Source organism: Pseudomonas sp. A1230 (assembly GCF_044218825.1).
GTDB lineage: Bacteria > Pseudomonadota > Gammaproteobacteria > Pseudomonadales > Pseudomonadaceae > Aquipseudomonas > Aquipseudomonas iridis.
This window is the reverse complement of the sequence record NZ_CP162582.1, coordinates 4582187-4602433: the sequence shown is the minus strand read 5'-3', so window position 1 is coordinate 4602433 and position 20247 is coordinate 4582187. Positions and strand designations below refer to the sequence as shown.

General features: G+C 59.2%; 19 protein-coding genes and 1 riboswitch. Of the genes, 9 read left to right on the top strand and 10 right to left on the bottom strand.

The genetic code is table 11. From position 1 onward, the window contains the following. Window positions 1–149: 149 nt before the first annotated feature. Together AB4P97_RS21555 and AB4P97_RS21550 are read left to right on the top strand one after the other, a co-directional pair. On the top strand, window positions 150–701 hold the full coding sequence (locus tag AB4P97_RS21555; protein WP_042561514.1) for a cytochrome b: 552 nt from the start codon (window positions 150–152) through the stop codon (window positions 699–701). A 32-nt stretch (window positions 702–733) separates the two neighbouring features. After that, window positions 734–1312, top strand: a complete 579-nt coding sequence (locus tag AB4P97_RS21550) for a YceI family protein (protein ID WP_042561513.1) — start codon at window positions 734–736, stop codon at window positions 1310–1312. A 256-nt stretch (window positions 1313–1568) separates the two neighbouring features. Here the strand turns inward: AB4P97_RS21550 and AB4P97_RS21545 are convergent, their stop codons facing one another. The 4 genes from AB4P97_RS21545 to ahcY form a co-directional block, all read right to left on the bottom strand. Then, window positions 1569–3446 (bottom strand): DEAD/DEAH box helicase, encoded by a 1878-nt coding sequence (locus AB4P97_RS21545; protein WP_047303902.1) that lies wholly within the window; start codon window positions 3444–3446, stop codon window positions 1569–1571. 221 nt (window positions 3447–3667) lie between these two features. Continuing rightward, window positions 3668–4480, bottom strand: a complete 813-nt coding sequence (locus tag AB4P97_RS21540; protein ID WP_395601589.1) for a substrate-binding periplasmic protein — start codon at window positions 4478–4480, stop codon at window positions 3668–3670. A 193-nt stretch (window positions 4481–4673) separates the two neighbouring features. Next, window positions 4674–5519: a methylenetetrahydrofolate reductase [NAD(P)H] gene (gene metF / locus AB4P97_RS21535; RefSeq protein ID WP_042561510.1), complete on the bottom strand. Its 846-nt coding sequence runs from the start codon at window positions 5517–5519 to the stop codon at window positions 4674–4676. Window positions 5520–5710: 191 nt separating this feature from the next. Next, entirely contained in the window at window positions 5711–7120 is a 1410-nt protein-coding gene (gene ahcY / locus AB4P97_RS21530; RefSeq protein WP_047303898.1) for an adenosylhomocysteinase, read from the bottom strand. 23 nt (window positions 7121–7143) lie between these two features. After that, a riboswitch (S-adenosyl-L-homocysteine riboswitch) is annotated at window positions 7144–7242 on the bottom strand. 189 nt (window positions 7243–7431) lie between these two features. Here ahcY and AB4P97_RS21525 point away from each other — a divergent pair. Next, the gene (locus AB4P97_RS21525; protein WP_042561508.1) at window positions 7432–7836 is read left to right on the top strand and encodes an acyl-CoA thioesterase; all 405 of its coding nucleotides are present in this window, start codon (window positions 7432–7434) and stop codon (window positions 7834–7836) included. Between the two features lie 172 nt (window positions 7837–8008). Further along, entirely contained in the window at window positions 8009–8890 is an 882-nt protein-coding gene (locus AB4P97_RS21520; protein WP_042562232.1) for a formate/nitrite transporter family protein, read from the top strand. A 6-nt stretch (window positions 8891–8896) separates the two neighbouring features. Here the strand turns inward: AB4P97_RS21520 and AB4P97_RS21515 are convergent, their stop codons facing one another. Next, on the bottom strand, window positions 8897–9763 hold the full coding sequence (locus tag AB4P97_RS21515) for a LysR substrate-binding domain-containing protein (RefSeq protein WP_395601588.1): 867 nt from the start codon (window positions 9761–9763) through the stop codon (window positions 8897–8899). Between the two features lie 112 nt (window positions 9764–9875). Between AB4P97_RS21515 and AB4P97_RS21510 the strand changes: the two genes are divergently transcribed. Both AB4P97_RS21510 and AB4P97_RS21505 read left to right on the top strand, forming a co-directional pair. Next, window positions 9876–10289 carry a VOC family protein gene (locus AB4P97_RS21510; RefSeq protein ID WP_115147130.1) on the top strand — a complete coding sequence of 138 codons (414 nt, stop codon included), beginning with the start codon at window positions 9876–9878 and terminating at the stop codon, window positions 10287–10289. A gap of 57 nt (window positions 10290–10346) precedes the next feature. Next, window positions 10347–11630 carry an amidase gene (locus AB4P97_RS21505; RefSeq protein ID WP_395601587.1) on the top strand — a complete coding sequence of 428 codons (1284 nt, stop codon included), beginning with the start codon at window positions 10347–10349 and terminating at the stop codon, window positions 11628–11630. Window positions 11631–11682: 52 nt separating this feature from the next. On the opposite strand, the gene AB4P97_RS21500 is transcribed toward AB4P97_RS21505, so the two are convergent. Together AB4P97_RS21500 and AB4P97_RS21495 are read right to left on the bottom strand one after the other, a co-directional pair. After that, a complete protein-coding gene (locus AB4P97_RS21500; protein ID WP_395601586.1) occupies window positions 11683–12945 on the bottom strand; it encodes a cation:proton antiporter in 1263 nt (420 codons plus the stop codon). A gap of 290 nt (window positions 12946–13235) precedes the next feature. Beyond that, window positions 13236–14405 carry an MFS transporter gene (locus AB4P97_RS21495; RefSeq protein WP_395601585.1) on the bottom strand — a complete coding sequence of 390 codons (1170 nt, stop codon included), beginning with the start codon at window positions 14403–14405 and terminating at the stop codon, window positions 13236–13238. 310 nt (window positions 14406–14715) lie between these two features. On the opposite strand from AB4P97_RS21495, the gene AB4P97_RS21490 reads away from it, so the two are divergent. Then, entirely contained in the window at window positions 14716–15549 is an 834-nt protein-coding gene (locus tag AB4P97_RS21490; protein ID WP_395601584.1) for an EamA family transporter, read from the top strand. 39 nt (window positions 15550–15588) lie between these two features. Then, a complete protein-coding gene (locus AB4P97_RS21485; RefSeq protein WP_042561501.1) occupies window positions 15589–15972 on the top strand; it encodes an MAPEG family protein in 384 nt (127 codons plus the stop codon). 95 nt (window positions 15973–16067) lie between these two features. Here the strand turns inward: AB4P97_RS21485 and AB4P97_RS21480 are convergent, their stop codons facing one another. Next, window positions 16068–17240, bottom strand: a complete 1173-nt coding sequence (locus tag AB4P97_RS21480; protein WP_395601583.1) for a murein transglycosylase A — start codon at window positions 17238–17240, stop codon at window positions 16068–16070. Window positions 17241–17368: 128 nt separating this feature from the next. On the opposite strand from AB4P97_RS21480, the gene AB4P97_RS21475 reads away from it, so the two are divergent. Continuing rightward, window positions 17369–17818: a cytochrome c gene (locus tag AB4P97_RS21475; protein ID WP_339474449.1), complete on the top strand. Its 450-nt coding sequence runs from the start codon at window positions 17369–17371 to the stop codon at window positions 17816–17818. Window positions 17819–17955: 137 nt separating this feature from the next. Here AB4P97_RS21475 and AB4P97_RS21470 read toward each other — a convergent pair whose 3' ends face one another. Beyond that, a complete protein-coding gene (locus tag AB4P97_RS21470) occupies window positions 17956–18351 on the bottom strand; it encodes a DUF1090 domain-containing protein (RefSeq protein WP_042561498.1) in 396 nt (131 codons plus the stop codon). Window positions 18352–18447: 96 nt separating this feature from the next. Further along, a complete protein-coding gene (gene ligB, locus AB4P97_RS21465; protein ID WP_395601582.1) occupies window positions 18448–20115 on the bottom strand; it encodes an NAD-dependent DNA ligase LigB in 1668 nt (555 codons plus the stop codon). Between the last annotated feature and the right edge of the window lie 132 nt (window positions 20116–20247).

Here is a 20247-nt window from a genome sequence, read left to right as displayed (position 1 = left end):
TCCCGCCACAATTTCTCCTTTAATCTTTCCTTAACACGCCACTTTCAGACTCTTCATCGTATTTCTCGATATTTCAAAGCGAAATTTTCCGCTTTAATTCGATAGATAACTCGCTAGTCTTGGTTCGCAGTTCTCACAGGATTTGGGCAATGCAGCTACGTAACTCTTCTTCGCGCTATGGTTGGGTCAGCATCTTCATGCACTGGGGTGTGGCGCTGGTGGTCTTCGGACTGTTCGCGCTGGGCCTGTGGATGGTGGGGCTGGATTACTACAGCACCTGGCGCAAAGACGCGCCGGATCTGCACAAGAGCATTGGTCTGGTGCTGCTCGGTGTGATGGTGTTGCGGGTGTTGTGGCGTTTTATCAGCCCACCGCCGCCGACGCTGCAAAGCTACAGTCGCATGACCCGTATCGGCGCTAAATTCGGCCACGGGTTTCTGTATCTCGCGCTGTTCGCTGTGATGCTTGCCGGTTACCTGATTTCCACCGCAGACGGTGTCGGTATTCCGGTGTTTGGCCTGTTTGAAGTTCCTGCACTGGTTTCCGGGCTACCGGATCAGGCAGATACCGCTGGGGTGATTCATCTCTGGCTCGCGTGGGCGGTGGTAATTTTTTCCGGTCTCCATGCGTTGGCAGCATTGAAGCACCACTTTATCGATCGTGATGCGACCCTCACTCGAATGCTCGGTCGCAAAGCCTGAAATTCAACCTCGACTCCAAAGGAAAACAAAGCATGTTGAAAAAGACTCTGGCCGCTCTGGCAATCGGTTCTGCCGTTCTGTCCGCCAACGTAATGGCTGCTGACTATGTCGTTGATAAAGAAGGCCAGCACGCCTTCGTCGACTTCAAGATCAGCCACCTGGGCTACAGCTTCATCACCGGTACTTTCAAGGACATCGACGGCAAGTTCAGCTTCGACGCGGCCAAGCCTGAAGACAGCAAGATCGAGTTCAACGTCAACACCGCCAGCGTGTTCACCAATCACGCCGAACGCGACAAACACATCGCCAGCGCAGACTTCCTCAATGCCAGCAAGTTTGGCAAAGCGACTTTCGTCTCCACCAGCGTCAAGTCCACCGGCGCGAACACCGCTGACGTGACTGGCGACCTGACCCTCTTGGGCGTCACCAAGCCAGTGGTTGTCAAAGCCACTTTCCTGGGTGAAGGCAAGGATCCATGGGGCGGCTACCGTGCCGGCTTCGAAGGCACCACCAGCATCAAGCGTTCCGATTTCGGCAAGCAGAAAGACCTGGGTCCTAAGTCCGACGCGGTCGAGCTGTACGTTTCGTTTGAAGGCGTGAAAGCGAAGTAATTTTTCGCCAGCCACACAAAAACGCCCCCGGTTGAACAGCCGGGGGCGTTTTTTATTGCCTGCCACACACACACATCCCCCTGTGGGAGCGAGCCTGCTCGCGAAGGCGTAGTGTCAGCCAGCATCCATATTGGATGTGCTGACCTCTTCGCGAGCAGGCTCGCTCCCACAGGGGAAGGTGTGTACAGGGTTGGCGTTGCCCATAAAAAATGCCCCGGCTCTTGTGAACCGGGGCATTTTTCATTGCGGCATCAAATCAGCGATTGCGAGTCAGCAAGGCTGGTTTTTCGCCACGTGGGCGGCTTGGCAGTTGATCGAGCTGCTCAGGTGTCGGGAAGCGGTCGGCTTTCGATTCCTTGTGCATGATCTTCGGGCCATTGCTGCGCGGAGCCTGCACGGCTGGCTCGGTACGTGGTTGATCGTCACGGGCCGGGCGGCGGTTGCGCGAGGACGAGGAAGAGTCGTCGCGACGACCCGACTGACCGTCACGCGGTGCACCATTGCGTGGACCGCTACGCTTGGCTGGCGGGGTGCCGGTGCTCGAGCCGTTGGTGTTGCGCGGAGCGTTCTGGCGACCCTGCGACTGACCGCCGCGTGGTGCGCCCGAACCTGCGCCTGCGCCCTGGGCCGGTGCGCCTGGACGACGACCGCGACCGCCGGCAGGGGCTGGCTTGGGCACGTAGTCAACGCGGTTACCGAAGTTATCCACGTCGTCGTCGAGGAATTCGTCCGGAGCGCGGTCAGCAGCAGCACGTGGCGGCTGGCTCGGACGCTGGTCACGAGCCGGGGTGCCTTCGCGAGGCTTTTGCTGACGGGCAGGACGCTCGCCGCGTTCGCCGGCTGGCTTTTCCTTGCTCTTTTCCTTGCCCTTGTCTTTACGACCACCGCCGCCGCCATTCGGACCGTCGCCACGCGGGCCACGAGGATTGCGCGGGTTGCGCACGTCCGGACGCTCACGCACTTCCGGTTTCTCGGCTTCAATGGTGCTCGAGTCGAAGCCCATCAGGTCGCCGTCGGCGATTTTCTGCTTGGTCATGCGCTCGATGCTTTTCAGCAGTTTTTCTTCGTCCGGTGCGACCAGCGAGATCGCTTCACCCGAACGACCGGCACGGCCAGTACGGCCGATACGGTGCACGTAGTCTTCATCAACGTTCGGCAGTTCGAAGTTGACCACGTGTGGCAACTGGTCGATGTCCAGACCGCGCGCGGCGATGTCGGTGGCAACCAGAATGCGCACTTCGCCAGCCTTGAAATCGGCCAGGGCTTTGGTGCGAGCGTTCTGGCTCTTGTTGCCGTGAATCGCGACAGCCGGCAGACCGTGCTTGTCGAGGTACTCGGCCAGGCGGTTGGCGCCGTGCTTGGTACGGGTGAACACCAGCACCTGTTCCCACGCGCCGGCGGTGATCAGGTGAGCCAGCAGCGCACGCTTGTGGCTGGCCGGCAGACGGAATACGCGCTGTTCGATGCGCTCGACCGTGGTGTTCGGCGGCGTGACTTCGATGCGTTCCGGGTTGTGCAGCAGCTTGCCGGCAAGGTCGGTGATGTCTTTGGAGAACGTCGCCGAGAACAGCAGGTTCTGACGCTTGGACGGCAGGCGTGCGAGGACTTTCTTCACGTCGTGCACGAAGCCCATGTCGAGCATGCGGTCGGCTTCGTCGAGGACGAGGATTTCAACGTGGGACAGATCGACGCTGCCCTGGCCGCACAGGTCGAGCAAACGACCCGGGCACGCCACCAGCACGTCGACACCACGGGCCATGGCCTGAACCTGTGGGTTCGTGCCGACGCCGCCGAAGATGCAGGCGCTGACGAATTTCAGGTCACGGGCGTAGATCTTGAAGCTCTCGTGAACCTGGGCCGCGAGTTCGCGGGTCGGGGTCAGGACCAGTACGCGCGGTTGGCGCGGGCCGTGACGCTGGGATTTGTCCGGGTGACCGTTGGGGAACAACCGCTCCAGGATCGGAAGGGCGAAACCGCCGGTTTTACCAGTACCTGTCTGCGCCGCAACCATCAGGTCGCGACCTTGCAACACGGCGGGAATGGCCCGCTGTTGCACCGGAGTAGGCTCGGTATAGCCCGCATCTTCGATGGCACGGACTAAAGCCTCGGAGAGACCGAGGGAAGCAAAGGACATGAGTAATCCTGTTTTAGTTAGGGCTTGGCCCAATGGGAATCTTGCCTGGCGCGAATCACGTTTAAGAGGACGCAATCCCGTCCGGTCCTGCTGCGGTTCCAAAGACACGTCTGGAGTGCTCGCGCTGGCTGAAAGCTGCGCTGTAGCGGGTCGAGAGGCCTGTTAAGGTTCCGGGCGTCCGGGCGTGAGCCTGGCGGGAACGCCGGAGTATAACAGAGCAATCACTGCGCGCTGCTTTCCTGCTGCTCAACGGTTTTGCTGTCCGCCGCCGCTCTACTCAATGGCGCCGCCTGGCCAGGGGCTGCGCCATAGCGTGCGCTCAGCTCGGCGTAGGCCGGTTCGCGCTTGAATCGCTTGAGTTCGGCGCCGAAGCGCTGGACCAGCAAATCCATCCCGGCATTGCGCCGAACTGCAAGAAACTGGCTCTGGCGGCTAATAACCGTAGGATTTTGGCTGATCAGCTCGCGAATATTCAACTCGTCGAGCAAATGCTGGCCCACGCGACGATCAGTGATCAATAAATCGATGCGTCCGCGCACCAGTTTGCCGAAGTTCGCTTCGTGGGTCGGCGCAGGCTCGCGGGTAAACAGGGTCGATTCGCTGAATTCGGGGCTATACAGATAACCCGGGGAAGTGCCGATGGTCAGGCCTTTGAGCTCGTCGAGCCTGGTGAACGGGTGGGGGCGGTCGTTGGCGTAGAACATCACGAACTCGACATCCGACAGCGGCTCGCTGGGGTAGAGCAGGGTGGCGTCGCGCTCGTCACTGTGAAAAATATCCAGCGCGCCGTCGGCCTGGCCGGTTTCCAGCATCGACAGGCAGCGTTTCCACGGCAGGAACTGCCATTCGACTTCTATGCCCAGGCGCTTGAACACAATGGCGGTGGTTTCGTAGTCCAGTCCGAGCTTTTTACCGTTCTCTTCATAGACGTAAGGCGCCCATGGCTCGGTGACAATACGCAGCTTCTCGCCCCGAGCGGCGAAGCTTAGGCAAGCAAAAACCAGCACGGCGAATAGTTGCGTGATCAAAGGCATGGCTTGAGATTACGACGAGAAACCATAAAGAGCCAGAAACGGCCTCTACAAGCTCTGCCTCGGGCCTTTAAAAGCAAAAAATCGCAGCCTTTGGCAGCTTCTGCAGGGAGAACTGAATCCCAATGCATGAGCTGCCGCAGGCTGCGATCTTTTGATCTGGCTTGTAGCTTTCAGCTTGAAGCTTGTAGCTGCTTCAACGCGGCAACTTCAGGTTATTCCAGATCGCCAGACTAGGTTCAGCCTGGTTCATGGAATAGAAGTGCAGCCCCGGTGCGCCGCCCTGCAACAGGCGTTCGCACATCTCGCTGACGACTTGCTCACCAAAGCGCTGAATGCTTTGAGTGTCATCGCCATAGGCTTCCAGCTGCTTGCGAATCCAGCGCGGGATTTCCGCACCGCAGGCATCGGAGAAGCGCGCGAGTTTGCTGTAGTTGGTGATCGGCATGATCCCCGGCACCACCGGAATATCCACGCCCAGCGCCTGCAAACGGTCGACGAAGTAGAAGTAGCTGTCGGCGTTGAAGAAGTACTGGGTGATCGCGCTGTCGGCGCCGGCGCGAGCCTTGCGCACGAAGTTGGCGAGATCGTCTTCGTAATTGCGCGCTTGCGGATGCATCTCCGGGTAAGCGGCGACTTCGATGTGGAAATGGTCGCCGGTTTCTTCACGAATGAATTCAACCAGTTCATTGGCGTGACGCAGCTCACCGCTGGTCATGCCCATGCCGGACGGCAAGTCGCCACGCAGGGCAACAATGCGCTTGATGCCGGCAGCCTTGTACTCGTTCAGCAGGCCGCGCAAATCGCCCTTGCTGTCGCCGACGCACGACAGGTGCGGTGCGGCCGGTACTTTGACTTCGCTTTCCAGCTGCAAAACGGTGTTGAGGGTGCGATCACGCGTCGAACCACCAGCGCCATAGGTGCAGGAAAAGAAGTCAGGGTTGTAGGTGGCCAACTGACGGGCAGTGGCGAGCAGTTTTTCATGCCCAGCATCGGTCTTGGTCGGAAAGAACTCGAAGCTGTAGCGACGGTCTTGGGACATGGAGGAAACCTCCAGCTACAAGCGGCAAGCTTCAAGCTGCAAGAGAAGCGGAGGTGCGCTTGTCTCTTGTGCCTGGAGCCTGCTGCCTGAAACTGTTTTGAAATAGGGGCAGAGCCTCACGCTTTGCACGGCAAGTCCGGCTTTTGACCTCGCTTGCCGCTTGAAGCTGGATGCTCGCAGCTGCTCTAAACTTAGTAGCGGTAAGCGTGCGGCTTGAACGGGCCTTCGACGGTAACGCCGATGTAGTCAGCCTGTTGCTTGGTCAGTTGAGTGACCACGCCGCCGAAGCCGCGAACCATTTCCAGGGCCACTTCTTCGTCGAGTTTCTTCGGCAGTACTTCAACGGTCAGGCGCTCGGCTTTCTGGGCTGGCGACAGGTCGGCGTACTTCTGGTCGAACAGGAAGATCTGTGCCAGCACCTGGTTGGCGAACGAACCGTCCATGATGCGGCTCGGGTGACCGGTAGCGTTGCCCAGGTTCACCAGACGGCCTTCGGCCAGCAGGATCAGGTAGTCGTCGTTCTGAGCGTCGAAAGCGCCAGCACCGGTACGATGAATCTTGTGTACCTGCGGCTTCACTTCTTCCCATGCCCAGTTCTTGCGCATGAAAGCGGTGTCGATTTCGTTGTCGAAGTGACCGATGTTGCAGACAACGGCGCGCTTCTTCAGGGCTTTGAGCATGTTCGAGTCGCAAACATTGACGTTACCGGTGGTGGTCACGATCAGGTCGATCTTGCCCAGCAGCGCTTTGTCGATGCTCGCTTCGGTACCGTCGTTGATGCCGTCGATGAACGGCGAAACCAGCTCGTAGCCGTCCATGCAAGCCTGCATGGCGCAGATCGGGTCGACTTCGGACACTTTAACGATCATGCCTTCCTGGCGCAGGGACTGGGCGGAGCCCTTGCCCACGTCACCGTAACCGATGACCAGCGCTTGCTTGCCGGACAGCAGGTGGTCGGTGCCGCGCTTGATCGCGTCGTTCAGGCTGTGACGGCAGCCGTACTTGTTGTCGTTCTTGGACTTGGTCACCGAGTCGTTGACGTTGATGGCCGGGATTTTCAGCTCGCCCTTGGCCAGCATGTCCAGCAGACGGTGTACGCCAGTGGTGGTTTCTTCGGTCACGCCGTGAACGCGATCCAGAACCTGTGGGTATTTCTTGTGCAGCAGCTCGGTCAGGTCGCCGCCGTCGTCGAGGATCATGTTGGCGTCCCATGGCTGGCCATCTTTCAGGATGGTCTGCTCCAGGCACCACTCGTACTCTTCTTCAGTTTCGCCTTTCCAGGCGAAAACCGGGATGCCGGCAGCAGCGATAGCGGCAGCAGCCTGATCCTGAGTCGAGAAAATGTTGCAGGACGACCAGCGTACTTCGGCACCCAGGGCAACCAGGGTTTCGATCAGCACGGCAGTCTGAATGGTCATGTGGATGCAGCCGAGAATCTTCGCGCCTTTCAACGGCTGTTCGCCGGAGTACTTGCGACGCAGACCCATCAGAGCCGGCATTTCCGATTCGGCGATGATGGTTTCGCGACGGCCCCAGGCAGCCAGGGACATGTCGGCAACTTTGTAATCGTTAAAATCTGCAGGCGTGATAACAGCGCTCATGAAGAGCCTCCATTCGTAATGTATGCGAATGGGCGCCGTTGTGCGTTTAGTGTCCGGCCTAGGCCAGTCAACGCCCCATCCGAGCCTGACAGGTTGAACCTGCTGCAGCGCCCCTCGGACAGGTGGCGGGAAAACGGTATTAGCCGTTCTGAATCGGTGGCGATTATAGCTTTCTTCGCCCGGCTAGTGGCAAGCGGCAAGCTACAAGCGGCAAGTCACAGCGAATCCGCTTTTACTTGCAGCTTGTAGCTTAAAACTTGAAGCTGGGGCCAGAACCCTTTCGCTCAAATGCCTCGACCTTGGAGCCCCCCATGAATTTCCACACCCGCAAATGGGTAAAACCCGAAGACCTCAACCCTAACGGCACCCTGTTCGGCGGCAGTCTGCTGCGCTGGATCGACGAGGAAGCAGCGATCTACGCCATCGTCCAGTTGGGCAATCAGCGCGTGGTTACCAAGTACATTTCTGAAATCAACTTCGTCAGCGCCTCGCGCCAGGGCGACATCATCGAACTGGGCATCACTGCCACCGAGTTCGGCCGCACCTCGATCACCCTGACCTGCGAAGTACGCAACAAGATCACCCGCAAGAGCATTCTGACTGTCGAGAAGATGGTTTTCGTCAACCTCGGTGAAGACGGCTTGCCGGCACCGCACGGGCGGACCGAGATCAGATATGTGAAAGACCAGTTCAAGGATGACGAGGCCGTCCAATAAGATTGGCGGCGCATTCTTCGCGAGCAGGCTCGATCCCACAGGCACGGCGATCCCTGTGGGAGCGGGCCTGCCCGCGATGGCGATTCTGTTATCGCTGAAGATTCACTGGGTCAGTGAACAGCTGTCAGCGGCGAATGTCGTAGCTAAATCGCCCCCCACCGGTTCCCACGCCATGACCACGCCCACCGACGGCAAGACCCCCGATCTCTCGGCCAAAGAGCAACACGAAGTCGAGAAAAGCCAGCCGCCCCGCGCGGCGGTTCTGCATGAAATCATCCGCTCCCAAGGCGATCAGGAACTTGAACGCAGTATCGCTGCGCTATGGTGGTCGGCGCTCGCTGCAGGGCTGACCATGGGCCTGTCGCTGATGGGCATGGGCCTGCTCACGTCACGCTTGCCCGAGGGCGACGAGTTCAAGGTGATTGCCAGTTTCGGCTACTGCGCAGGTTTCCTCGCGGTGATCCTTGCCCGCCAGCAACTGTTCACCGAAAACACCCTGACCGCCGTGCTGCCGGTCATGACCAAACCGACGCTGCTCAATTTCGGTCGGCTTATCCGCCTCTGGACGGTGGTGCTGGTCGGCAACCTGTGCGGCACGATTCTGGTGGCTTACGTGATGCTGGAGCTGCCGATTTTCGACGCCAAGACCGACCACGCCTTCCTCGAAATCGGCCGTAAGGTGATGGAACACAGCGCCAGCCAGATGTTCGCCAAAGGCATAGTTTCCGGCTGGATGATCGCGACCATGGTCTGGATGATCCCGTCGATGGAGAGCGCGAAGATGTGGATCATTATCCTCATCACCTACTTCATGGCGCTCGGTGACTTCACTCACATCGTCGTCGGTTCCGCGGAGGTGTCCTATCTGGTGTTTGCTGGTGAGTTGCCGTGGAGCGATTTCTTGGCGGTGTTTGCGGGGCCGACGCTGGCCGGCAATATCATCGGCGGCAGTTTTATCTTCGCCCTGATCAGCCATGCGCAGATTCGCAGCGAAAGCGGGACGCCGAAACCTGATGGCCCTGAGAAGGATCATGCCGAGTCCAAGCCAGATTGAATCCCGTCAGGCTTGTGCCAGTGAAAGCACTTTGGACAAGGCGCCCATCATCTTGGGCCGGTCAGTCTGAACGTGGCTGATCAGCGCAATCTCTCTGTCGTAGTGGTCGTTGCCAAGCGGGGTCACAACACACTTGTGGCCCCAGTGTTCGAAGCCGGACCAGTAAGGCACAAGGCTCACGCCCAGGCCTTCAGTCACGAGCATGGCAATGGTCTCCAGTGCATCCAGATCTACCAGCGGCGTCGGCAGCAATCCGTTGTCCGCCAGATAGTGCTCGGCATGCCTTCCGCCCCACGAGTCAGGATCGTAGCGGATATACGGTTGGGTTTTCAGTTGAGCCGGGATGCTGTCCGAGGATTTTTCCTTCGACAGAAAAACCAGAGGTTCCTTGCGAAGCGATACCGCCTGCAGGGCTTTCGGCAATTCGAACGGCGGAACCACCAGGATGGCCGCGTCGATTTCCCCAGAGAGAAGCGACTGATACAACGCGCGCGATGTACCCGGCACGATGACTGGCGTCAGCCCCGGCGCCAGCTCGGTCAGTGCGCGCAATGCGCCGGGAAGCAGACCGGTCAGCACAGTTGAAATAGCGCCTATTCGTAACTGCCCCGTAAGCCCGCCCTCGTCGGCATCTCCCGCCAGCAATGCAATCTCGCGAACGATGTGTTTAGCCCTCGGCAACAAACCGAGACAGGCTTGGGTCGGCTTGGCTGCGTGCCCAACCCGCGATAGCAGTTCAAAGCCGAGCTGCCGTTCGAGCGCGAGAATTCGCTGACTGATCGCTGCTGCCGTCAAACCTTCCACGCGCGCGGCGTGTGCGATGGAGCCACATTCCACGACCGTAATGAGGCTTTTCAAATAACGCGTATCCATAAGAAATTCTTTCGATAGCGAAAAAATTACATGCTATCTCTTTTGATGAAAACCGCACAGTCTTCAACTCAGCCAGTCACTCTCACTTTCCGGCGACGTTCAGGAGCTACCGATGCAGTCAATTTTTCATCTCGCTATTCACGTCCGCGATTTGCAGATTTCCCGCCAGTTCTATGGTGATCTGCTGGGATGCGAAGAAGGGCGCAGCACCGAGACCTGGGTGGACTTCAATTTTTTCGGGCATCAATTGTCGTTGCATCTGGGCGAGCCGTTTGCGGTAGCGAACACCGGGAAAGTAGGTGAGCACAACGTGCCGATGCCCCATCTTGGGGTGATATTGAAGATGTCGGACTGGGTTGCCTTGAAGGACCGTTTGATCGAAGGCCAAGTGAAATTTGTTCTTTCACCCACGATTCGTTTTCCGGGAGAGCCCGGCGAGCAAGCGACCATGTTCTTCCTGGACCCCGCCGGAAACCCGATCGAGATAAAAGGCTTCACTGATTTGCAATCGGTTTATGCAACTTGAAACGTCCAAAAGCGCACCTCCCTCAAGTGCTTTTCGAAGGGCAGTCCAAGGAACGATATGCACAATTTCAATCAAGCTGATGCCACCGCAATTTCTGAAATGGTTCGTGCGGATGTCGTGAGCGCAGAGGCAGTAGCCGAGCACTTTCTTGGCTGTGTCGAAGCGGGTGAACGCAGCATAAATGCCTTCGTTTCGTTCGATCCGGACGCGGTGCGCAGTCAGACGCGCCAATTGAAAAACGGTAACGCAAAAGGCCTCTTGGCAGGTGTGCCCGTGGGGATCAAAGACGCCTATGACACTGTCGATCATCCCACCCGTTTTTACTCGCCGATCTATGAGCAAAACCGCCCCTCGCGTGACGCCCATGTCGTTGCGCTGCTGCGCCAGGCCGGGGCAGTCATCATGGGCAAGACCCATACCACCGAATTCGCCTACATGCACACAGGTCCAACCCGCAATCCTCATGATCTTGCCAGAACCCCCGGTAGTTCGAGCGCCGGGTCGGCAGCGGGGATGGCTGCCGGTTTTTTCCCGCTCGCGTTGGGGACTCAGACGGCTGGCTCATTGATCAAACCGGCGGCCTATTGCGGGCTGTATGCCTTCAAGCCTTCGTATGGTCTGGTTTCTCTGGAGGGGGTCAAACCCCTGGCGCCGAGCTTCGACACGGTGGGTTGGTATGGCAGGTCTGTTCGCGATCTGGAGGTGATGGCGCGCGTCCTGATTCCTGGCTTTCCCCAGCCTGCGCATGAACGTCACGCCTGTTCGTTCGGCTTCTGTCGTACGGCGCGTTGGGATCAGGTAGATGAAGATGTGGCCAGATCTCTGGAAGCTGCGGTTCAAGAGCTGCGTTCAGCCGGACATCAGGTGAGCGAGGTGTTGCTGCCTGAGGAGTTTGCGGGGGTATTTGATGACCATCTGCTGATTAACGATTGCGAAGGCGCCCGATCACTGTCCAAAGAACTGCAAATGCATCCGGACAAACTCAGTGAAGAACTGTTAGCCATGATCGAACGCGCCCGTTTGACGACATGGGAGCAAGAGTCAGCGGCAAAGAAGCGTCTGGCAAAGTTGGCCACCGTTTTGGAGTCGATATTCCAGCCTTTCGACGCCGTCCTTGGGGCGAGCTGTGGCATCGTCGCCCCGTTGGGTCTTGAAGCCACCGGACCTTCCGATTTCAGCAAGTTCTGGATGGCGTTTGGCTTGCCGCAAATCAACCTTCCGCTCGTGCGCAATGCCGGGGCGTTACCCGTTGGCCTGCAAATGATCGGAGGGTTTAGAGACGACAGCAATCTGTTGCGTGCTGCGGAGCAGGTGGATGCTGTGCTGCGGGCTGCCGGCTAATTGAAGAGGCGCCGTCGTGGAGGTGGCTCCACGACGGCGCTCCATTGGTGCGTCAGTGCGCGGAACTCGCAGCGCTGACGTCTTGCTGGCCAGAGACGCCGCGAACAACCCGGCCAATGGTCAGGCCCTGTATCAGAATCGACGACAACACCACGATGTAGGTGATGCTCAGCAGCAGGTCACGCTCCTCGCCCAGTGGCAGCGATAGTGCCAAAGCGACCGAGACCCCACCGCGCAAACCGCCCCAGGTCAGCACCCGGATTGTGCCGCGCGGCACTGTGCGCCAACGCCGCAGCAGCAGGATTGCCGGGGCCACGGTGAGCAGACGCGACAGCAGAATCGCCACCGCCAGCAAGCTCGCCGCCGCCACGTGCAGCCAGTTGAATGGCAGCAGCAACAGCTCCATGCCGATCAGCGCAAACAGCAGCGCGTTGAGCATGTCGTCGAGCAGCTCCCAGAAGCCGTCGAGGTATTTGCGGGTCATGTCGTTCATCGCCAGATTGCGCCCCAGGTTGCCGATGATCAGGCCGGCAACCACCATCGCAATCGGTGCGGAAACGTGCAATTCGGAGGCCAGCGCCGAACCACCGATGACCAGCGCGAGGGTCAGCATCACTTCGATCTGGTGCTGCTCGATGCTCTTGATCATCAGGTAAACCAGATAACCGATCAGCCCACCGAACACCACGCCGCCAATGGCTTCGTGGGCGAATAGCATGGCGGTGGCACTGACGGTCGGGGTCTCGCCGAGTTGGGCGATGCCCAGCAACACGGTAAACACCACGACAGCGGTGCCGTCGTTGAACAGCGACTCGCCGACGATGGTGGTTTTCAGCGGTTTCGAGGCGTTGGCGGTACGCAACACGCCGAGTACCGCAATCGGGTCGGTCGGGGAAATCAGCGCGCCGAACAACAGGCAGTAGAGGAAGCTCAGGTGCCAGCCGAACAGGGCAAAGATGTAATACGCGAGGCTGCCGATCACCGCCGTGGCGATCAATACACCGAAAGTCGCCAGCAAGCCGATGGGCCAGCGATAGCTGCGCAAATCATTCAGGTTTACGTGCAAGGCACCGGCGAACAGCAGGAACGACAGCATCCAGTTCATCAGCAGATCGCCGAAATCGATCTGGCCGATCAGTTGCTGTACGCGTTCTTCCAGGCCCGGATAGCCGAGCACGCTCAAACCTTGCAGCAGCAGGGAAAACAGCAACGCGGTGACCATCACGCCGATGGTCGGCGGCAGACCGATGAAGCGGAAGTTGACGAAGGTGAGGAGGGTGGTGAGGCAGATGAAAGCGGCGACAAGTTCAAGCATCCGGGGTCCTTTGGATGAGGGGTGGGAAGAAAACGCACCGGTTCGTTGGTGCAGGGGTTTGATGGGCTGGAGGCAACTGAAGACACAGTGGAAATCTGAGCTGAGATCAAGAGCCCCCCTCATCACAGCCCTCTCCCAAAGGGAGAGGGGGGAAGGGAACCGATCTTCAGGCTTTTCAAACTGAGCTCGACTCGCGATTTCAGGTCGGCGTAATTCTACGGAACGGCGCGGTCAGTCCCCTCTCCCTCTGGGAGAGGGTTAGGGTGAGGGCAATGTCTGGCACAACTCGATCAGCCAGACACATTGACCGCAGCAGCTCCGCGACGTTGCAGGTAGATAAACCAAAGCGCCGTCAGCACCGTCAACACACCCACCAGCGCCCCGGTCCACGGCAACTGCGCAAGATCGGCACCGCTCGCCACCACCAACCCGCCAATCCAGGCACCGGCCGCGTTGCCGAGGTTGAAGGCGCTTTGATTCAGGGTCGAGCCGAGGTTCGGCGCTTCATGAGCTTGATCAATAATCAGCAGTTGAAGGATCGGGCACAGCGCGAAGGCGAAAATCCCCCACAGCACCAGCGTGATCGCTGCTGGAATCAACGAGTGACTGGTCTGGGTGAACGCCGCGAGAACCAGCACCACCGCCATTGCCACACCCACCAGCGACGGCAGCAAACGACTGTCGGCCAAACGCCCGCCGAGCATGCTGCCAGCGGTCAGGCCGACGCCGAACAGCAACAGCATCACTGTCACGCCGTGCGGGCTGACGCCGGTGATGTCCTGCAGGATCGGCGCAATGTAAGTGAACACGCTGAACAGGCTGGTCGACGCTAGCACACTCATGCCCAGCGCCAGCAGCACATTGATCTTGCCCAGCACCTTGAACTCACTGGCGAGGTTGGCCTTGTCCATCGGGATGTGTTTGGGCAACCACAACCATTGCGCGAGTGCGGCGACAACACCGATCACCGACACCGCCCAGAAGGTCGACCGCCAACCGGCGTATTGCCCGAGCGCAGTACCCAGCGGCACGCCGAGCACATTGGCCAGGGTCAGACCGGTGAACATCATTGCAATCGCCTGCGCGCGTTTGTTCGGCGCTACCAAACCGGCTGCGACCACCGAGCCGATGCCGAAAAACGCGCCGTGGCACAGCGCCGTGACCACGCGAGCGGCCATGAGCGTGGCGTAATTCGGTGCCAGCGCGCAGAGCACGTTGCCGAGGATGAACATCAGCGTCATGCCCAGCAGCGTGGCTTTGCGCGGCATGTTGGCGGTGCCGATGGCGAGGATCGGCGCACCGAACACCACACCCAGGGCATAACCGGTAATCAGCAGGCCGGCGTGAGGAATACTCACCGCGAGATCGCGGGCGACGTCGGGCAGCAGGCCCATGATGACGAATTCAGTGGTGCCGATGCCGAACGCGGCAACAGCGAGTGCAAACAAGGCGAGTGGCATGCGCAAGGTCTCTGTCGGTAGTCTTGACGCTGTGATCAGGCATACGCAGGCCAACGACCGGTCTCGAAAGAGAGCGGGGGCAGGCAGAAATTATTGGAATTAGTCTGTGCGCAACTGAGTGCGGCGTGGTCGCTTGCAGTATAAACAGCTGCTGACACATCGAGAATCAATAATCTGACTATTCGCTTACTGCTGTAGGAGCTGCCGCAGGCTGCGATCTTTTGACTTTGGTTTTTTATAAACAAGATCAAAAGATCGCAGCCTGCGGCAGCTCCTACAGGGGGGCGGTGAAAATAATAAGGAGTAAGACGTGCTGGCGACAGCTTTGGTGTTGGTAGCGGCGCTGCTGCATGCGGCGTGGAATACCCTGATCAAGTTCAGTGCCGAGCGGCTACTGGTGGTGGCGTGCATGGACACCGTGGCGCTGCTGGTTGTCGCCATCGCGTTGCCCTTCGTGAACGTGCCGCCCATGGAGATCTGGCCGTGGATTCTCGCGTCGGCAGCGTTCGAACTGCTTTATCGCTATCTGTTGATTCAAGCCTATCGCGTTGGCGATCTCGGGCTGGTCTATCCGTTGATGCGCGGTTTGTCGCCACTGGTGGTGCTGGCACTGACCCTGATCTTTGCCGGTGAAGTGCTCACTACACAGCAGATCTTCGGGATCATGCTGATTCCGTTCGGCATGGCGTGTCTGCTGTGGCAGGGCGGCGGTGGCAAACATTTACCGTGGTCGATGTTGCCGGTGGTAGCGCTGATCGGGCTGTGCATCGGCTGCTACACCTACATTGACGGTCAGGCGCTGCGGCGCTGGTCGCATCCGCTGGATTACCTGGTCTGGGTCACGCTGCTCAGCGCCTGGCCGTTTCCGTTGCTGGCGTGGGTCGCCAAACGTCCGGCATTCATGCAGTTCTGGCGTGAGCAGTGGAAACTGGGGCTGGCGGTCGGGTTCTGCGTGTTGTTCAGCTACGCTTTGGTGCTGTGGGCGATGCAGTTGGGCTCGATTGCCGAAGCAGCGGCGTTGCGCGAGATCAGCGTGATTCTGGTGGTGCTGTTCGGAATGCGATACCTCAAAGAACCTTTCGGCAGGTCGCGGCTCTTAGCTTGTGGGCTGGTGCTGATCGGCATACTGGTGATGAAGTTCTGACGGCTCGCGAATTCTATAACTCGAAAAAAGGATGGCGTTATGACGGTGGCTCTTTGGTGTGTGTTGATCGCGATCTTTTTGCCGTACGTGTGCACGATTGTCGCCAAGATCTCGGGCGGTTTCCGGCTCAGTGACAATCATGACCCGCGAGACTTTCTCGACAGCGTTAATGGCGTGGCCCGGCGGGCGCATGCGGCGCAACTGAACAGCTTTGAAGTGATGCCAGCGTTTGCCGCAGCGGTGATCGTTGCGCATCTGGTGGGGACGGCGCAGTTGGTCACCGTGAATGTGCTGGCGGTGCTGTTTATCACCAGTCGCCTGCTGTACATCATCTGCTATCTGGCGGACTGGGCAATTCTGCGGTCGCTGGTGTGGTTTGTGGGGATGGGGTTGATTGCTTCGTTCTTCTTTGTGTCGGTTTAGGTAGAGCAAGGTCAAAAGATCGCAGCCTACGGCAGCTCCTACAGAGGTCACAGATCCACCCTGTAGGAGTTGCCGCAGGCTGCGATCTTTTGCTTTTAAGGTTTGTCGGCCACCTGCGGCACTTGTGGCAACGGTGCACCTTTGGGCCAGAGCATCCAGATCTGCCCCTGCTGTTTCATGTCGCCGGCCAATTGCCCGGCCGCATCACCGGTGCCCCAGAACAGATCTGCGCGAACCTCACCGGCAATCGCACCGCCGGTGTCCTGCGCCGCCACCGGGCGAACCAGTGCCGTGCCATCCGGGCGCGTCGTCGACAACCACAACAGGCTACCCAAAGGAATCACCTTGCGATCCACCGCCGCGCTGTAGCCGGCAGTCAGTGGCACGTTCAGTGAACCGCGCGGGCCTTCGTTGCTGTCCGGGTTGCGGGTGAAAAACACATAGCTGGGGTTGCTGCCCAGCAGTTCCGGGATGCGCGACGGATTGGCCTTGGCCCAGTTGCTGATCGCGCCCATCGTTACGTCTTCTTTCTTCAGTTCGCCTTGCTCGACCAGCCAACGGCCAATCGGTCGATACGGGTGGCCGTTCTGGTCGGCGTAGGCAATGCGTAGCTGCTTGCCGTCCTGGGTCTGGATCCGCCCGGACCCCTGGATTTGCAAAAATTGCAGGTTCATCGGGTCGGTGAGGTAGGCAACCACTGGCGCGTTCACGCCTTTGCTTTCGATCGTCGCCGCGTCGTCGTAGGGCTTGAGCACCCGGCCTTCAAGTCGACCGCGAAGGCGTTTGCCTTTGAGTTCGGGATAAATGCTGTCGAGCGAGACGATGATCATGTCCTCGGGCACGCCATACACCGGAACGTTCGCCACATCGGTAGGCGTCAGGCTGCCGGGGTACACCGGTTCGTAATAGCCGGTGATCAAGCCGTTGGGATTGTCGTTTTCAGCACGCAGGCCGTAGACATCGAGGTTCTGTTTGAGGAAAGCACGAATCTCGCTGGCGCTTTGCGGCACGTTGGCTGCTGCGGCGCAGGTCGTGCCCCAGACCGCATCAGACTTGAGGCGGTTGCAGGCGCTGCGCCACGAGCCGAAACCGGCGACCAGATCGCTATCGGACACTGCCGGCAGTGCTTCCCACGTCGCGCTGGAATAAGTGGCCAGCGCATGGGTTTTCGGCTTGTCGCTGTCGCCACCGGTACAACCGGCGAGAATCGCCAGCATTGGAAGCGTGGTGATCAGCGGATGACGCCAGGCCTTGAAACGGCTGTTCATGGAGTGATTCCTGTGCCGGTCGCCAGAGTGCTCCATGCGCTCCGGCAACCCGTATTTTTAATAGGGCTATTGGTGTTTGTCGGTGACGCGGGGATACTGGCCGCCGATTTCCGTGACCTGAAGCCACCATGACTCTTAAAAGAATTGCTGTTGTATTGCTGGCCTGTCTGACCCTGTCCGCCTGTGGCGGTGTCGATCCGAATTCTCCGCTGGGCCAACGCAAGACGATCTTCAAGCAGATGCTCAAGACCGGCGAAGACCTGGGCGGCATGTTGCGTGGACGCATTCCGTTCGACGGGCCGAAGTTTGCCGAAGGTGCGGTGAAGCTCGATACGTTGTCCCGCGAACCGTGGAAACATTTCCCGCAAGTGCGCGAAGAAGATCACACGAGTGCCAAAGACGAAGTCTGGCAAAAGCAGGCGCGCTTCCAGGAAATGGCCCGTAACCTTGAAGCCGCCACCGGTGAATTGGTGGTCGCCAGCAAGGTCCAGCCGTACAAGGCCAGCAACCTGGGGCCTGCGGTGCAGAAGGTTGAAGATGCCTGCAGCGCTTGCCATAAAGAGTTTCGCGATCATTGATATCTGTTGGCTGATCTGACGCCATCGCGGGCAAGCCCGCTCCCACAAATTTCTCTGCTGTACATAAAGTCCAGGTTCACTCGAGATTCCTGTGGGAGCGGGCTTGCCCGCGATGGCGGCCTTTAACTCACCACCATTTACTTGTCGATCTGGTCCAGCGCGTCCTGCAGCTCTTTACGCGATTCGGCGAGCTTGTTCTTGCGCTTGTCGATCTTCTCCGGATCACCTTTCTTCATGGCCTTGTCGAGGTCGGCCTGGCGCTGGCTGACTTCATGCTTGGCCTCGAGGACCTTGTTTTCGCGCTCCTTTTTCAGGCCGGCGTCAGTGCAATGTTCGGTGACTTCACGCAGAGCGGTTTCCAGACCTGCCTGCTGATCGGCGTTGCCGCGGGCTTTGGCCTGCTCGATCTGGTTCACGATGCCCTGCTTCTTGGCCGCGCAGCCGGTCAGGCCGGGAGCGTCTTCGGCAGCCATCACGGGAGCGGCCATGACGCCGCAAAGGGTGAGCAGGGCGAGTGGTGCGAAAAATTTCATAAAAGCTCCATGTGCAAAGGCATTCGGGTCGGGAGGCGCTGCGCTGTTGGAGCGCCTCGGCGACCGTTGGGTTCCCGGTGAGCCGGGATTGCATGTTCAGAAACCGTCGATTCCGGCGGCGCGTAAAATTTCACTCAAGGCTAGCACCTGCGCGTCACGGAAGAATGCGTTCAATTGCGCTGCGCGACCGGGGCCGATGCCGGCTTCCTTCTGCCATTGTTCGGTATCGCGTTGTGCCAGTGCCTGCCACGAATCGGGGAGTTTTGCCCCGCCCGTTGGCGGCATACCCAGTGCCTTGAGCCATTGTGCGAACGGCCGTTGGCGGGCGCTGCGAAAGCTGTGCATCAGGCGCGCACTGCTGCGTTCGCCGAAGCCGGCAATGTTAGCAAGCTCTGGCTCGTCGAGGGTCAACCAATCCAGCAGGTGTTTCACGCGGCCTGTTTCGAGAAGTTTCTCCCAAGTACCGCGCCCGACATTCTGCATGGCCAGTCCTTGTTTGCCGCTGAGCCAGGTCAGGCGCGAGAGAAACTGGCTTTCGCAGCCGGGCGTGGGCTGCCAGCAACTCAAGGCATGAAAATCCTTGGCGTTCGGGACATTGATTACTGCGCGCTCGCTGGTGCGCAATACAGCGCTGTCGAGACGCGGAATCGTGAGTCCGGCCAGACTGATTGCCACCTGATCGCCGGGGCGGATATCCAGCGCCTGCCAGCGCTTGAGTGAACTGGCGCTGACCCGTTTGATCTCCCGGTCATCGAGCATGACGGGTATCAGTTCGAGTACCGGCGTGATGCGGCCGGTGCGACCAATCTTGAAATTCACCTTGCGTACTTCGGCCAATGCCTGGGCAAACGGATATTTCCAGGCGATCGCCCAGTAAGGTGCGCGGGCCTGCCAGCGCTCGGCGGGAGGGCGCTGACTCTGGCGCAGAACGATGCCATCAGTGGCAAATGGCAGGGGGGAGCGATACCAGTGCTCGCGCCACTTTTGCGCCTCTGCCAATTGCTGGACGGGATAGCTGTAGGGCACCGTTGTGGCGAAGCCCAGTGCCGCCAGTGTCGATAGCCGCTCAGGCAAATCCGAAGGCCCTTGTGGCCAGTCCCAGATGAATAAGCCGATGCCGGCACCTTGTTCTGTACTCAGGGATTTTCTGCCCATCAAGCCTGCAACGATAGCGCGTGCGTTGACGCTGCCGGCGCGTGCTTGAACATGCTCGTTCAAGCGCCAATAGAGTTCGCCTTGCACCAACACATCCAGCGGTTGCTTCAGGCGTTGAGGAATGGCGTCGATGTTGCGCGCCGATACCGTCCAGTCTTGCCCGTTGACGCCGTCACCGCGACTGATCGCTTGCTGCAAAACGCCTGCGCGATAGATGAGTGTCACGGCGACGCCATCGACTTTGGGTTGTACCCAGACGTCCTTGCGATCTCTCAGCCATGCCTCCACGGCCTCGGCTTTATGCAGCTTGTCCAGGCCAGTGTGGGCAATAGGGTGCGCAATGGCGCCCGCGGCTGTGCGCAAAGAGTCGGGCGCCATTGGTAATTTGAAACACTGCCGCCATTGGTTTAGCCGCAGGCGCGATTGATCGTAGAGTTCGTCGGCAATCAATGCGCGGCCTTCGCGGTGATAGGCGTCGTCCCATTGGTCGATCTGTTTTTGCAGGGTGGTGATTTCGCGCTGGGCCTGGGTGAGGGCCCAGTTCGGACATTGAGACGCGTAGCCAGTCAGGTATATGAGGTTCAGCAAAACAAACAAAAACAAACGCATCTTGAGCGTCCTTGCTCATGGGGGTTTCTGAAGACTAGTCAGGATTTTTAGCGAGGTCGGTTGGGTGTTTTGCGGGGTGTTGCGCAGAGCTGAAGATCAAAAGATCGCAGCCTTCGGCAGCTCCTACAAAGG